This is a genomic window from Mycobacterium gallinarum (genome assembly GCF_010726765.1).
In the GTDB taxonomy this organism is placed as follows: Bacteria; Actinomycetota; Actinomycetes; order Mycobacteriales; family Mycobacteriaceae; genus Mycobacterium; species Mycobacterium gallinarum.
Map to the genome: position 1 here is coordinate 5,672,714 of NZ_AP022601.1, position 14,795 is coordinate 5,687,508.

The window sequence follows — 14,795 nt, forward strand, 5'->3', positions numbered from 1 at the left end:
CGTCAGCGATACCCGTCGGTGTCCGTCGTGGCCTCGTTGAGAGAGGCGTCGGCGTAACCGCGGCAGTAATCCCAGGTGACGTAGGCGTCGGGTTCGGGGTCGTAGGCCGGCTCGTGCGGGCGGACCGTACCGTCGACCAGCAGCTGCAGCAGGTTCGCCCGCAGCATGTCCCAGTCGTGATAGTGGTCCTGCTGGCATTCGTCGCAGCACACCACCAAACCGCGAATTCCCTTGTGCGCCAACAACGCTTCATAGACAGCCAAGTCGGCGAGATCGGCCTCGACCGCGGTCCGCTCCTGGGGGTCCAGCGGCTGACCGGGCTCCAGGGCGTCGAGCGCTGCCGACGGGTCGCACGGGTCGTCGGCGAACGGATCGGGCGGCAAACCCGGCGGAAGGTGGTCGCGCACGACTCCCACATTACGCAGCCGCCTACATTTCGCGCCAGCCGTCCGCCCGGCATGGCGCAACCGGGAGTGTGGAGCAGAACCGGCGACGTCAATGCCGATAAGATGGGGAATCTAGCTCGTCTGTCCCGGGAGGCCCCACCCATGTCGATTGCCGAAAGCAGCCTTCCCCTCGCTGTTCCGGTACCCACCGGCGGCGACGATCCGACGAAGATCGCGATGCTCGGCCTCACATTCGACGACGTACTGCTGCTGCCGGCCGCTTCAGATGTGGTGCCCGCCACAGCAGACACCTCCAGCCAGCTGACCAAACGGATCCGGCTGCGGGTCCCGCTCGTCAGCTCGGCGATGGATACCGTCACCGAATCGCGGATGGCCATCGCGATGGCCCGCGCCGGCGGCATGGGGGTGCTGCACCGCAACCTGCCCGTCGCCGAACAGGCCGGCCAGGTCGAGACGGTCAAGCGCTCGGAGGCCGGCATGGTCACCGACCCCGTCACCTGCTCACCGGACAACACGCTCGCCGAGGTCGACGCGATGTGCGCGCGGTTCCGCATCTCGGGGCTGCCGGTCGTGGATTCACAAGGCTCTCTCGTCGGGATCATCACCAACCGCGATATGCGCTTCGAGGTCGACCAGTCGAAGCCGGTGTCGGAGGTGATGACCAAGGCTCCGTTGATCACTGCGCAGGAAGGTGTTTCGGCCGAAGCGGCGCTGGGGCTGTTGCGCCGCCACAAGATTGAGAAGCTGCCGATCGTCGACGGCAACGGCAAGCTGACCGGGCTGATCACCGTCAAGGACTTCGTCAAGACCGAGCAATTCCCCTTCGCTACCAAGGACAGTGACGGCCGGTTGCTCGTCGGCGCCGCGGTCGGTGTCGGCGACGACGCGTGGACGCGGGCGACGACGCTGGTGGACGCCGGAGTCGACGTGCTCATCGTGGACACCGCGCACGCCCACAACCGCGGCGTGCTGGACATGGTGCATCGACTGAAGGCGACGGTCGGCGACCGCGTCGAGGTGATCGGCGGCAACGTCGCCACCCGCGCCGCCGCGGCCGCGCTGGTCGACGCGGGCGCCGATGCGGTGAAGGTCGGCGTCGGTCCCGGCTCGATCTGCACCACGCGGGTGGTGGCCGGCGTCGGAGCCCCACAGATCACCGCGATCCTCGAGGCGGTCGCAGCGTGCGCGCCGAAGGGCATTCCCGTCATCGCCGACGGCGGCCTGCAGTACTCCGGAGACATCGCCAAGGCATTGGCGGCCGGCGCGTCCACGGCCATGCTCGGCTCGCTGCTGGCGGGCACCGCCGAGTCGCCGGGCGAGCTGATCTTCGTCAACGGCAAGCAGTTCAAGAGCTACCGCGGCATGGGCTCACTCGGCGCGATGGCCGGGCGCGCGGGGGCACGGTCGTACTCCAAGGACCGCTATTTCCAGGACGACGCGCTGTCCGAGGACAAGCTGGTGCCCGAGGGCATCGAGGGGCGGGTGCCGTTCCGCGGTCCGCTGTCGACAGTGATTCATCAACTCACGGGCGGGTTGCGCGCCGCGATGGGTTACACGGGCTCGGCCACCATCGAGCACCTGCAGCAGGCGCAGTTCGTACAGATCACCGCAGCGGGATTGAAGGAGAGTCACCCGCACGACATCGCGATGACTGTCGAGGCCCCGAACTACTACACCCGCTGACAGCGTGCTCGAAGGGGAGATGACGCAGTGCGTGACACAGTTGAAATCGGCATGGGCCGAACCGCCCGCCGCACCTACGAACTCGACGAGATCAACATCGTCCCGTCCCGCAGAACCAGGTCCTCCCAAGATGTTTCGACGGCCTGGCAACTGGACGCCTACCGGTTCGAGATCCCGGTCGTGGCACACCCGACCGACGCGCTGGTGTCGCCGGAGTTCGCCATCGAGATGGGCCGTCTCGGCGGCCTCGGTGTGCTCAACGGCGAAGGCCTGATCGGCAGGCACGCCGACGTCGGGGAGAAGATCGCTCAGGTCGTCGCTGCGGCCGAGAAAGAGCCGGAACCGGCGGCGGCGATCCGGCTGTTGCAGCAACTGCACTCTGCGCCGCTGGATCCTGATCTGCTGGGTGCCGCGGTGGCGCGGATCCGCGATGCCGGTGTGACCACGGCCGTCCGAGTGAGTCCCCAAAATGCGCAGGCGCTGACGCCGGGGCTGGTGGCCGCAGGCGTCGACTTACTGGTCATCCAGGGCACGATCATCTCCGCGGAGTGGGTCGCTCAAGATCACGGGGTCGGCGAACCGCTGAACCTCAAGACCTTCATTTCCGAGCTCGACATACCGGTGGTGGCGGGTGGTGTCCTCGACCACCGCACTGCATTGCACCTCATGCGCACCGGCGCTGCGGGCGTCATCGTCGGCTACGGATCGACCCGCGGCGTCACCACCAGCGACGAGGTGCTCGGCATCAGCGTGCCGATGGCGACCGCGATCGCCGACGCCGCGGCCGCGCGCCGCGAATACCTCGACGAGACGGGCGGGCGCTACGTGCACGTGCTCGCCGACGGTGACATCCACACGTCCGGCGACCTAGCCAAGGCCATCGCGTGCGGCGCCGACGCCGTAGTGCTCGGCACCCCGTTGGCCACTGCCGCCGAGGCCCTGGGAGATGGCTGGTTCTGGCCCGCCGCGGCTGCGCACCCGTCGTTGCCGCGCGGCGCTCTGCTGCAGGTCGCGCTGGGCGAGCGGCCTTCGCTGGGGCAGGTGCTGACCGGGCCGTCCGATGATCCCTTCGGATCGCTGAATCTGGTCGGTGGCCTGCGGCGATCGATGGCCAAGGCTGGTTATTGCGACCTCAAGGAGTTCCAGAAGGTCGGCCTGACCGTCGGTAACTGAGATCTCGATAGTTAGGGTGACCTAGCTGGTAGTTACCGGCCGGTAGTTAGATACTGGGCCGATGAAGCCTGACTACGACGTCCTCATCATCGGTTCCGGTTTCGGTGGCAGTGTCACCGCTCTACGGCTCACCGAGAAGGGCTACCGCGTCGGCGTTCTCGAGGCCGGTCGCCGGTTCGCCGACGACGAGTTCGCGAAGACGTCCTGGAATCTGCGCAAGTTCTTATGGGCGCCGAAACTCGGCATGTACGGCATCCAACGAATCCATCTGTTGCGCAACGTGATGATCCTGGCCGGCGCGGGTGTCGGCGGAGGCTCGCTCAACTACGCCAACACCCTGTACGTCCCGCCGGACGCGTTCTTCAACGACCCGCAGTGGAAGCAGATCACCGATTGGCGTGGCGAGCTGACCCCGCATTACGACCAGGCGCAGCGAATGCTCGGCGTGGTCCAGAATCCGACGTTCACAGACGCCGACCGCATCATGAAAGAGGTCGCCGCCGATATGGGTGTCGAGGACACGTTCGTCGCGACGCCCGTCGGGGTGTTCTTCGGCCCCGACGGCACGAAGGCTCCGGGTAAGACGGTGCCGGATCCGTACTTCGGCGGTGCCGGTCCGGCGCGCACCGGCTGCATCGAATGCGGATCCTGCATGACGGGTTGCCGCTACGGCGCCAAGAACACCTTGCTGAAGAACTATCTCGGCCTCGCCGAAAAGGCTGGGGCAGAGATCATTCCGATGACGACGGTATCGAGTTTCTCGCAGCGGTCCGACGGAGTGTGGGAGGTGCGCGCGAAACGGACGGGTCTGTTGCCACTCAAGCGGCGCAAGTACACCGCCACCCATGTGGTGCTCGCGGCGGGGACGTTCGGCACGCAGAAGCTGTTGTTCGACATGCGCGACAAGGGCAAGCTGCCGAAGCTGTCGGAGAAGCTCGGTGTGCTCACGCGAACCAATTCGGAATCGATCGTCGGTGCAGGTCGTTTCGAGGTTTCACCCGATCTCGATCTCACCCACGGGGTGGCCATCACGTCGTCGATTCACCCGACTTCCGATACGCACATCGAACCGGTGCGCTACGGCAAGGGCAGCAATGCCATGGGGCTGTTGCAGACCCTGATGACCGACGGCGCGGGGCCGCAGGGTTCTGACGTGCCACGGTGGAAGCAGTTCTTCGTGCAGGCGGGGTCGAACCCCCGCAAGCTGCTGCGGTTGCTGAACCCGCGTAAGTGGAGCGAGCGGACGATGATCGCGCTCGTCATGCAGCACCTGGACAACTCCATCACGACATTCACCCGGCGCACGAAGTTCGGCTTCCGGCGGCTGGACAGCACGCAAGGTCACGGCGAACCCAATCCGACATGGATCCCGGTGGGCAACGAGGTCACGCGCCGGATAGCCGAAAAGATCGACGGCGTCGCGGGCGGCACCTGGGGTGAACTGTTCAACATCCCGCTGACCGCCCACTACCTCGGCGGCGCTGCGATCGGCGACACCGCCGACCACGGAGTCATCGATCCGTATCAGCGGGTGTACGGGTATCCGACGCTCTCGGTGCACGACGGTGCGGCGATCTCGGCGAACCTCGGTGTCAATCCATCGCTTTCGATCACGGCGCAGGCCGAGCGCGCGGCATCGCTGTGGCCGAACAAGGGTGAGATCGATCAGCGTCCAAAGCAGGGGGAACCCTACAAGCGCCTCGATCCGATTCCGCCGGCACATCCTGTCGTTCCCGCCGATGCGCCCGCGGCGCTGCGCCATCTGCCGATCGAACCGGTCAGCTCGGCAGGAAAAAACGCCAGCTGACAGGTTTTACCTGAGCGGTCTCGGGTACCTAGTGCCGATGCGAACCGCCTATCGCGAACAGTTGTCGGGCTTGGGCGCGCGGCTGGCCGACATGTGCGGCCTGGCAGCCAAGGCGATGGACGATGCGACGCGGGCCCTGCTGGAAGCGGACCTGTCGCTGGCCGAAGAGGTCATCGCCGAGCAGGAACGCATTGCGGTCATGGGCCGGCAGGCCGAGGATACGGCGCTCAAACTGCTCGCGCTGCAGCAGCCGGTGGCCGGCGATTTGCGGACGGTGGTCTGCGCCATCCACATCGGCGCCGATATCGAGAGAATGGGTGCGCTTGCGGTGCATGTGGCCAGCATCTCGCGGTTGCGCCACCCGGAGTGCGCGCTGCCCGACGAGGTGCGGGCCAGCTTTGCGGAGATGGGCAAACGAGCAGTCCTGATGGCGGGGATTGCGCGTGAGGTGCTGCTGTCCAGTGATTCGGAAAAGGCTTCGCAGATGCACGACCTGGACGATGCGGTGGATGCGGAGCACCGTCACCTGTTCACGCTGCTGATCGACAACAAGTGGCAGGACGGGGTCTGCTCCGCAGTCGATGTCGCGTTGCTGGGCCGCTATTACGAGCGTTTCGCCGACCACGCCGTCGAGATCGGCAGGCGCGTCGTGTTCGAGGCAACCGGCGGTCTGCCGGATGCCAAGAAACTGGCCTGAACCCCCTACAACATCCTGCGGCGCAACGGCTCTCGGCCCGGCGGTTGCTGCGGTTCCGGAAGCAGCGGCTCGCGGCGCCTCAGCGCGACAGTCGTCGGGCGGTCCGTACCGAGCTTGATTTCCTCGCGTGCGTGACGAATCGTCAGGAATGAGTGCGGCCCGTCGCGGACGGTGTAGGTGACATCTTTGTGGTTGGCATCGACTGTGATCCGAAAGTCCCTCCAGCGCAACCGGAACCGCAGACGTGAGATACCGGACGGCAGTTGCGGATCAAGCGACAGCACACCGTCGTCGTCACGCAGTCCGCCGAACCCCGCCACCAGCGCGGTCCAGGCGCCTGCCAAAGACGCCATGTGCAGGCCGTCGCGAGTGTTGTGGTGCAGGTCGCGCAGATCGATGAGCGCGGCCTCGTACGCGTAGTCATGTGCGAGTTCGAGATGGCCGACGTCGGCGCACATCACCGCCTGGGTACACGCCGACAGCGATGAGTCGCGCGTAGTGCGGCGCTCGTAGTAGTCGACGTTGCGCGCCCTCTGTTCGGGGGTGAACGCGTGGCTCTGCCACTGCATGGCCAACACCAGATCCGCCTGTTTGATCACCTGCGCCGGGTACAGCCGTACATACGGTTCGTGCAACAGCAGGGGATATTCGGTGTTGGACGTGAAGTCCCACTCCCGGAGGGTGGTGAAACCGGCGCACTGCGGATGGACACCGAGTTCGTCGTCGAAGGGGATGAACGCGTCGTCGGCGGCAGTGCGCCAATCGGCCATCTCCGCCTCGGTGACGCCCAGTCCCTCGGCGCGGTCGGGGTGGCGAAGGCAGGCCTCGGCCGCGGCCCGAAGGTTATGTGCCGCCATCAGATTGGTGAACACGTTGTCCCGCACGACCGCCGTGTACTCGTCGGGTCCCGTGACCCCGTCGATGTGCCACACGCCGTGCCGGTCGTGATGTCCGAGCGACAGCCACAACCGCGCCGTCTCCACGAGAACCGCCAGCCCGCACTCGGCTTCCAGGGAATCGTCACCCGTCACGATGCGATACCGCTCGAATGCCATGGCGATGTCGGCGTTCACGTGCCAGCCGGCCGTACCGGCGGGCCAGTACGCCGAGCACTCCTCGCCGCGGATGGTGCGCCACGGGAACGCGGCTCCGGTGAGGTCGAGTTGTGCGGCTCGTTCCCTGGCGAGATCCAGCGTCGAGGCCCGCCACCTCAACGCGTCCGCCGCGGCATATGGCGCCGTGTAGGTCAGGAGCGGCAGCACGAAACCCTCTGTGTCCCAGAACGCGTGACCGTCGTACCCGGTGCCCGTCAGCCCCTTGCCCGGAATGGCCCGACGTTCGGCGCGCGCACTGGCCTGCAGAACGTGGAACAGTCCGAACCGCACCGCCTGCTGGCTGTCGGGGTCGCCCTCGACCTCGACATCGGCGCAGTCCCAGAAGTCGTCGAGATACTCGCGCTGGGACTTGAGCAGTCCCTCCCATCCCGTGTAGCGCGCACCGCTGACCGCTGCGGCGGCCTGGTCCCGCAGCGCGGGCCGCGATCTCAGGCTCGACCACCCGTAGGCGAGGTATTTCACGATGCGTAGCCGTTGACCCGGTCGCAGACCGCAGATCACGGTGGTGGTCGCCCAGTCCTCGCCCGCCCCGGTGGTCACTTCGACCCGGCCGGGGACCTCGACGTCGTGAGACATCGCCGCGGCCATCAGCAGCTGGCTGGCCCGTGTGCGGTGTAGCAGGATGGCGCCGCGTTCGGAGTGCTCGTGCCCGACGGCCTCCAACGGTTTGTCGAGCACGGCCGCCACTCTGGGGTCGTCTTCGGAGGAGGGGAGCTGCTCGTTGGCGACCAGCTCGGACTGGACGGTGACGCGGGTGAACTCGTCGACCGCCTCGACGGTGTACTCGATCGCTGCGACACTGCGCTGCGCCAGCGACACCAGCCGGGTCGTGACGATCTTGACCTGCTTGCCCGCCGGGGAGCGCCAATGTGCGGTGCGGGTCAGCGTGCCGGCGCGCAGATCCAGAACGCGTTCATGCTCGAGCAGGTCGCCGTACCGGACATCGAAGGGTTCGTCGTCGACGAGCAGGCGGACGATCTTGCCGTTGGTGACGTTGACGATCGTCTGGCCCGCCTCGGGATAACCGAACCCCGCCTCGGCGTAGGGCAACGGGCGTACCTCGTAGTACGAGTTCAGGTAGGTGCCGGGAAGGCCGTGCGGTTCACCCTCTTCGAGGTTTCCTCGCATGCCGATGTGGCCGTTGGACAGCGCAAACAGTGATTCGGATTCGTCCAACAGGCTTAGGTCTAACGAGGTTTCACGAATGTGCCACGGTTCGACTATGAAGTTTTCGCCGGTGATCATCGCGACATCAACTCTGCGAGGTCGGCCACCACCACGTCGGCACCGTTGCGCCGCAACGCCTCTGCGTGGCCCACCCGGTCGACACCGACGACGTATCCGAAATCTCCCGCACGGCCCGCCTCGACGCCGGAGAGCGCATCCTCGAACACGGCCGCCTCGGCAGGGGTGACTCCGAGCAGTTCTGCCGCGCGCAGAAACGAGTCCGGAGCGGGCTTGCCCGCGATGTTCTGCTCCCGCAGCGTCACGCCGTCCACGCGTTGCTGGACGAATTTGTCGAGCCCCGTCAGCTCTAGCACCTGGCGGGTGTTCGCGCTGGACGACACCACCGCCGTGCCGAACCCCGCGTTCACCACGGCCTCGAGGTAGCGGCGAGATCCGTCGAAGACCTCGACCCCGTCGGTCTGCAGGGTGTGCTGGAACGCCTCGTTCTTGCGGTTTCCGAGCCCGAAGACGGTCTGGGCGTCCGGAGCGTCATCCGGGGCACCGTCGGGCAGCGTGATACCTCTGCTGGCGAGAAAGGACCGGACCCCGTCCTCGCGCTTCTTGCCGTCGACGTACTTCAGGTAATCGGAGTCGACGTCGAACGGCACGAATTGGGTTCCCGCCTGCTCTGCCTGCGCCTCGAGAAAGTTGTCGAACATCAGCTTCCAGGCCTTTTTGTGCACGCTGGCGGTGTCTGTCAGCACGCCATCGAGGTCGAAAAGTGTGGCACGGATCCGTTCGGGTAGACCGAGCACTGGGTACCTCGCTTTGGCTTCTCGGGTGCGTGCTTCCAGTTCACCATTCCCAATTTCGTCCGTGGGCATACTTGGGCATGGATCTGACGGGCGTGCGCTGGGATGCGAGCGAAGAAGGTTCGTCGGTGCTGTGGAGTCGCTGACTAGACTGACCGGGTGACAACAGGTTCTCCCCGGCCCGTGCTGGTCGTCGACTTCGGAGCGCAATATGCGCAGTTGATCGCCCGCCGCGTCCGCGAAGCGCGGGTCTATTCCGAGGTGATTCCGCACACCGCGACGGTCGAGGAGATCAAGGCACGCGATCCGCAGGCGATCGTACTGTCGGGCGGTCCCGCGAGTGTGTACGAAGACGGTGCCCCGCAGCTGAATGCCGAGGTGTTCGACCTGGGGGTACCGGTTTTCGGCATCTGCTACGGCTTTCAGGCGATGGCCCAGGCGCTCGGCGGAACCGTCGCCCGGACCGGCACTAGTGAGTTCGGCCGCACGGAGCTGGAAGTGACTGGGGGAGACCTTCATTCCGATCTGCCCACCACCCAGCCGGTGTGGATGAGCCATGGAGACGCCGTGACCGTCGCCCCCGAGGGCTTCGATGTGGTAGCCACCAGCTCCGGTGCGCCCGTCGCCGCGTTCGAGAACCGGGCCAAGGGCCTGGCAGGCGTGCAGTACCACCCCGAGGTGATGCACACCCCGCATGGTCAGCAGATTCTCAGTCGATTCCTGCACGAATTCGCGGGTATCGACTCGACGTGGACGCCTGCGAACATCGCCGATGCGCTCGTCGAGCAGGTGCGTGAGCAGATCGGCGACGGGCGCGCGATCTGCGGTCTGTCCGGCGGCGTGGACTCCGCGGTGGCCGCTGCGTTGGTGCAGCGGGCCGTCGGCGACCGGTTGACGTGTGTATTCGTCGACCACGGTCTGCTGAGGGCGGGGGAGCGTGCGCAGGTTCAGCGTGACTTCGTCGCGGCCACCGGTGCCAATCTGGTCACCGTCGACGTCGCCGACCGGTTCCTGGAAGCACTGTCCGGGGTGACCGACCCCGAGGGTAAGCGCAAGATCATCGGCAGGCAGTTCATCCGTGCCTTTGAAGGTGCGGTCCGAGACATCGTGGGGGACACCGGTTCTGAGGTCGATTATCTGGTGCAGGGCACGCTGTATCCCGACGTGGTGGAGTCCGGCGGCGGGTCGGGAACTGCGAACATCAAGAGCCACCACAACGTCGGCGGGCTGCCCGACGACCTGAAGTTCAAACTGGTCGAGCCGCTACGGCTGCTGTTCAAAGACGAGGTGCGCGCGGTTGGCCGCGAGCTGGGATTGCCTGAGGAAATCGTTGCGCGCCAACCCTTCCCGGGGCCGGGCTTGGGCATCCGGATTGTCGGTGAGGTGACCGCGCAGCGACTTGAGACGCTGCGGCGGGCCGACTCGATCGCGCGGGAGGAACTGACGTCCGCAGGGCTGGACCACCAGATCTGGCAGTGCCCCGTGGTGCTGCTCGCCGGAGTTCGTTCCGTGGGGGTGCAGGGCGATGGGCGGACCTATGGTCACCCGATCGTGCTGCGCCCGGTGTCCAGCGAGGACGCGATGACCGCGGACTGGACGCGAGTGCCCTACGAAGTGCTCGAACGCATCTCGACACGCATCACCAACGAGGTCCGCGAGGTGAACCGCGTCGTGCTGGACATCACCAGCAAGCCGCCGGGCACCATCGAATGGGAATGATCAGACGTCGGCGTCCGGGGGCGGTTCCTTCTCGATGAACTCGCCGAGGATCTGACCGACCGTCGACTCGATGGTCGATTCGATGGAGAAGGCCAGCGTGGCCGAGACCGCCGACACAGCCTGGGTGCGGAACCGCACCAGCATCGTAATGAGCTCGGCCACTTCGGTATCCGGCGGAAGCGCGGCGCCCGGGTTGACCCGGTGCAGTACCTCCTCGATGCCGGCCTGCACGAGCAGTCCGCTGATCTGATCGAGCAGCGGTGAGATCTGCTCGTGCAGGTCGATCAGTTTGTCGGTCGCGACACCGTACTGCCTGATCTCGTTGAACGCCTCGATCAGCTTGGGGCGCACCACGACCGCCTCGCCGTCTTCCAGCTTGATCACGCCCAGTCCCACCATGCGGTCGAATCCCGGATCGTCGTCGACCAGCCGGCGCGCGTCGGCGACGCTCATCCGCTCGGGCTTCTCCGTCGCCCAGCTACCCGCGATCGCCGATTCGATGCCCAGCATGTCGCCCAGGTTCTTGCCCTGCTCCCAGGCCGACAGCATCTCGTGGACGTGCGCGATGTTGTAGCCGCGATTCAACATCGAGGTGATGAGGCGCAGCCGCGTCAGATGTGTGTCGTTGAAAAGCGCGATCCGCCCGACCCGCAACGGCGGATGCAGCAGTCCACGGTCGCGGTACACCCGGATGTTGCGGGTCGTGGTACCGGCCAGGCGCGCGAGCTCGTCGATGCGGTACTCGCCGGAAGTGGATTCGGGGTGCGGATGAAGCACGGCCGCGTCGAACAACTGCGATACGGCGGTTTCGATGACATCGCGGGAGCCGCGGCGCACACGCCGGGGAGCGCGCCGCAGGCTCTTCAGGATCGCCGAGATCGCCCCCGCCTGCTGGCGCGGTGGCTTCTCCGGCGGATTGGTCATGCGCTCGAGAGGGCACCGCTGCCCGTGCGCGCGCCGTGCTCGACGGCGACGTAGTCGGAGAAGCGGTAGTCGCGCATCTGACGAAGATACTGCGTGGCGAAGCCGGGGTACATCGAGGCGTTGAAGCCGTCGGCCGTCAGATACCAGCTGCTGCAGCCCGACATCCATGTCGTCCTGGTCAGGCGCTGCTGGATGCGGTCGTTGTAGCGCTCCTGGACGTCCTGGCGCACGTCCAGATATTTCAGGTTCTCCCGCAGGATCGTGGTGATGCCGCTGACCGCGTAGTCGAGCTGGCCCTCGACGTAGACCAGCAACGAATTGTGGCCCGGCCCGGAGTTCGGTCCCGTCATGAAAAACAGGTTCGGATAGCCGTGAGCGTTGATGCTCTTGTAGGCCTGTGCGCCCGACGCCCACTCCTGCGACAGTGAGCGGCCGCCGATGCCGGTGACCTCATACGGCGGTCCGGTCAGGTGCACGTCGTAACCGGTGGCGAAAACGACGCAGTCCAGATGATGCTCGATACCGTCGCTGGTGCGGATTCCCACCGGGCTCATCGTGGCGATCGGCCAGTCGATGAGCTTGCAGTTGTCCTTCTGCAGCGCCGGATAGTAGTCGCTGGAGACGAGCATCCGTTTGCAGCCGGGGGTGAAGTCCGGCGTCAGCTGCCGTCGCAGCCATGGATCCTTGACCTGCCTGTGCAGGTGCGCCTTGCCCAGCCTGGCGACCAGTCCGGTCAGCGGCGTGTTCCACACCAGCGCCGTCGCGCTGAGCTCGTGACCCCAGAACAATGCCTGCCGTGCAAGCTCTTGTACGGCAGGCACTTTCGCGAACAACACCTGTGCCGCGGCAGGGACGGCGGTGTCCAGACGAGGCAGCATCCAGCCCGGAGTGCGCTGGAAGACCTTCACGAACTCCGCCCGCTTGACCAGTTCGGGCACGATCTGCACAGCGCTGGCGCCGGTGCCGATGACCGCGACGCGCTTGCCGGAGAAGTCGTAATCGTGGTCCCACCGGGCGCTGTGGATCTTGTGCCCCTGGTAGGTGTCGAGGCCGCGGATGTCCGGCCATTTGTGGTCGGGCAGTGGGCCGGAGGCCATCACCACGGTGCGGGCCCGAAAACTCTCTCGCCCCTTGGTCTGCACGGTCCAGGTGCCGGTCGTCTCGTCGAACTCCAGGCCGTTGACCTCCACGCCGAATCGAATACGGCGTTCGATGCCGAACTTCTCGGTCATGTCCTCGATATGCCGGCAGATCTCGTCAGCGGGGGAGTAGGCCCGCGACCATGACGAGTTCTTCACGAACGAATACGAGTACAGCAGCGACGGAACATCACATGCCGCACCGGGATACGTGTTGTCCCGCCAGGTACCGCCGACGCGGTCGCTGCGCTCCAGGATGACGAAGTCGTCGACGTCGGCCTCGCTGAGCTTGATCGCCGCACCTATGCCGGTGAATCCGGCGCCGACGATCAGGGTGTCGTAGGTGTGGGTGCCCACGCTCATGTTCATCGTCACGCCGCCGGCTCGTGGGTGACCTCTTTGACCCAGCTCGGGACCGAGGGCAGCAGTGGCCGCGGATACCGGTCGGAGAGCCAGACCATCGAGTTGGCCAACAGGTGATACGGGTGACGTGGATTGGTCACGACTCCGGCGTAGCGCCGCAGGAACAGATATGTCGGTACCCGGTGGGTGTGCTGGCCGCGATCGCCGAGTTCCTTGAATCGCTTTACAGCTCGGTACAGCCGCTCGGGTTCCATGCCCATGGCCGTGATCTCGTTGCGGATCCTGTTGATCAGCGGTGCGCCCATGACCGCGCCGATGATGAGTCCCGGGGTGGCGTTGTGGCCGACGAAGTCGATCAGGAGCCTGCGGATCTTGGCGTGGCCGATCATGTCGAGCACCTCGAAATCGACCACCAGATGCCGGGACTCGTCGTTGTTGATCTTCTCGAACACCTGATGGCAAACGGGGTCGTGCACTTCGTCGAGCAGAAACTTCAGCAGTGCGCCGTCGAGTGCGACCTCGAGCATCGGAATGACGGTGCCCAGCAGCGAGAGCGGCATGTCGTCGGCCCAGCGGTCCAGCCAGTCGATGGCGAGCCGGATGTTGATGTTGGGTTCGGGAACTTCCCCGTCTTCGAGCATGCCCCAGCGCTTCATCAGTGCGAGTTCGGCATTGGCGTGCCGCTGTTCCTCGGCATGGAAGTAGCGATAGATCTCGGCGATGGTCGGCGTGGGCGCCTTCTTGGCCAGCGCTGCAAAGCCACGGGCACCGATGTTCTCGATCCAGCAGAGGTCGGCCATGAAGGCCTTGAGTTTGGGTCGCTGTTCATCGGTGATCAGCTCCGCGCCCGGTGCGTCCCAGTCGATGTCGGCCAGCGCCCACTGTCGGTCCTTGATCTTGTCGAGCATCGCGTCCATATCGATCTTTGAGTTTGGGGCCATCTCGATCCTCCTACGGCGTGGTGACACGGGTGGTGAGGCCGACGGCGCGGGTGTACACCGTCGGGGCGAAACGTTTGATACCCCAGCCGATCCGGGCATCGGGTTGCGGCATGCAGTAGAGGCCGCCGCGGTCCAGGGTGTCCAGGCAGGTGCGGGCCACCCGCTCTGGTGAGAAACCGGTCCAACGCATCAGCATGTCGGCCAGTTGTGTTGACCTGTCGGAGATCCGACCCGCGTCGACGATATTCGTCTTGACGAACGTCGGGCACAGCACGGTGACGTTGACGCCGGTGCCGGACAGCTCGGCGGCCAGCGTCTCGGACAGCGACAGCGTGCCGGCCTTGCTGACGTTGTATGCCGCCATCCCGGGCGCTGCTCCGAACGCCGCGGCCGATGCGACGTTGATGATGCCGCCATATCCCGCCTCGCGCAGGATCGGTGCGAAGACGTGGCAGCCGTGGATCGGTCCCCAGAGATTGATGTCGAGCACCCATTGCCAGTCGTCGACGCTCATCTCGCCGATGGGCAGGCCGCCCGCACCGACACCGGCGTTGTTGATGACCACGGTCGGTGGGCCGTCGAACCAGGACTGTGCCTCTTTGGCCAGCGCCGTGACGTCGTCGAGTTGTGAGACGTCGCAACGTGATGCCAACGCCTCACCGCCATTGGCGATGATCGCGTCGACCGTGGCGCCGGCCGCGGTTTCGTCGATGTCGCTGCACACCACGCGCCCGCCGCGGTTGGCGAGCTCTCTTGCGAATGCCGCGCCGATACCACTGCCCGCGCCGGTGATCACCGCCGCGGCGTCGTGGCTGCGTTTCTTCGACGATCCGAACAGGCCCATGCCT

General features: G+C 65.9%; 12 protein-coding genes. 5 read left to right on the forward strand and 7 right to left on the reverse strand.

Features of this window, described 5'->3' with window-relative positions:
• Positions 1-2: 2 nt before the first annotated feature.
• Positions 3-407, reverse strand: a complete 405-nt coding sequence (locus G6N42_RS28065; RefSeq protein ID WP_014209027.1) for a DUF5319 domain-containing protein — start codon at positions 405-407, stop codon at positions 3-5.
• A gap of 141 nt (positions 408-548) precedes the next feature.
• On the opposite strand from G6N42_RS28065, the gene guaB reads away from it, so the two are divergent.
• The 4 genes from guaB (at position 549) to phoU (ending at position 5,767) form a co-directional block, all read left to right on the forward strand.
• Positions 549-2,090, forward strand: a complete 1,542-nt coding sequence (gene guaB, locus G6N42_RS28070) for an IMP dehydrogenase (protein WP_163686905.1) — start codon at positions 549-551, stop codon at positions 2,088-2,090.
• A 51-nt stretch (positions 2,091-2,141) separates the two neighbouring features.
• Positions 2,142-3,263 carry a GuaB3 family IMP dehydrogenase-related protein gene (locus G6N42_RS28075; protein ID WP_232076734.1) on the forward strand — a complete coding sequence of 374 codons (1,122 nt, stop codon included), beginning with the start codon at positions 2,142-2,144 and terminating at the stop codon, positions 3,261-3,263.
• Positions 3,264-3,324: 61 nt separating this feature from the next.
• Positions 3,325-5,070, forward strand: a complete 1,746-nt coding sequence (locus G6N42_RS28080) for a GMC family oxidoreductase (RefSeq protein ID WP_163735768.1) — start codon at positions 3,325-3,327, stop codon at positions 5,068-5,070.
• 37 nt (positions 5,071-5,107) lie between these two features.
• Positions 5,108-5,767, forward strand: coding sequence for a phosphate signaling complex protein PhoU (gene phoU / locus G6N42_RS28085; RefSeq protein WP_163735771.1), 660 nt, complete (start codon positions 5,108-5,110; stop codon positions 5,765-5,767).
• A gap of 5 nt (positions 5,768-5,772) precedes the next feature.
• Here phoU and G6N42_RS28090 read toward each other — a convergent pair whose 3' ends face one another.
• Both G6N42_RS28090 and G6N42_RS28095 read right to left on the reverse strand, forming a co-directional pair.
• Positions 5,773-8,127: a glycoside hydrolase family 65 protein gene (locus G6N42_RS28090; protein ID WP_163735774.1), complete on the reverse strand. Its 2,355-nt coding sequence runs from the start codon at positions 8,125-8,127 to the stop codon at positions 5,773-5,775.
• Positions 8,124-8,864 (reverse strand): beta-phosphoglucomutase family hydrolase, encoded by a 741-nt coding sequence (locus G6N42_RS28095; RefSeq protein ID WP_163735777.1) that lies wholly within the window; start codon positions 8,862-8,864, stop codon positions 8,124-8,126. Before G6N42_RS28095 ends, G6N42_RS28090 begins: the two co-directional genes overlap by 4 nt.
• Before the next feature lie 156 nt (positions 8,865-9,020).
• On the opposite strand from G6N42_RS28095, the gene guaA reads away from it, so the two are divergent.
• Positions 9,021-10,580, forward strand: a complete 1,560-nt coding sequence (guaA, locus tag G6N42_RS28100) for a glutamine-hydrolyzing GMP synthase (protein ID WP_163735779.1) — start codon at positions 9,021-9,023, stop codon at positions 10,578-10,580.
• Here guaA and G6N42_RS28105 read toward each other — a convergent pair whose 3' ends face one another.
• Genes G6N42_RS28105 through G6N42_RS28120 form a run of 4 tightly spaced genes read right to left on the reverse strand, consistent with a single transcriptional unit; the run spans position 10,581 to position 14,791 of the window.
• Positions 10,581-11,504, reverse strand: coding sequence for a MerR family transcriptional regulator (locus G6N42_RS28105; protein WP_174262183.1), 924 nt, complete (start codon positions 11,502-11,504; stop codon positions 10,581-10,583). It lies immediately after the preceding gene.
• Positions 11,501-13,012 (reverse strand): flavin-containing monooxygenase, encoded by a 1,512-nt coding sequence (locus tag G6N42_RS28110; RefSeq protein ID WP_163738472.1) that lies wholly within the window; start codon positions 13,010-13,012, stop codon positions 11,501-11,503. Before G6N42_RS28110 ends, G6N42_RS28105 begins: the two co-directional genes overlap by 4 nt.
• Before the next feature lie 2 nt (positions 13,013-13,014).
• On the reverse strand, positions 13,015-13,947 hold the full coding sequence (locus tag G6N42_RS28115) for a ferritin-like domain-containing protein (RefSeq protein WP_163735782.1): 933 nt from the start codon (positions 13,945-13,947) through the stop codon (positions 13,015-13,017).
• A 10-nt stretch (positions 13,948-13,957) separates the two neighbouring features.
• Positions 13,958-14,791, reverse strand: coding sequence for an SDR family NAD(P)-dependent oxidoreductase (locus G6N42_RS28120; RefSeq protein ID WP_163738475.1), 834 nt, complete (start codon positions 14,789-14,791; stop codon positions 13,958-13,960).
• Between the last annotated feature and the right edge of the window lie 4 nt (positions 14,792-14,795).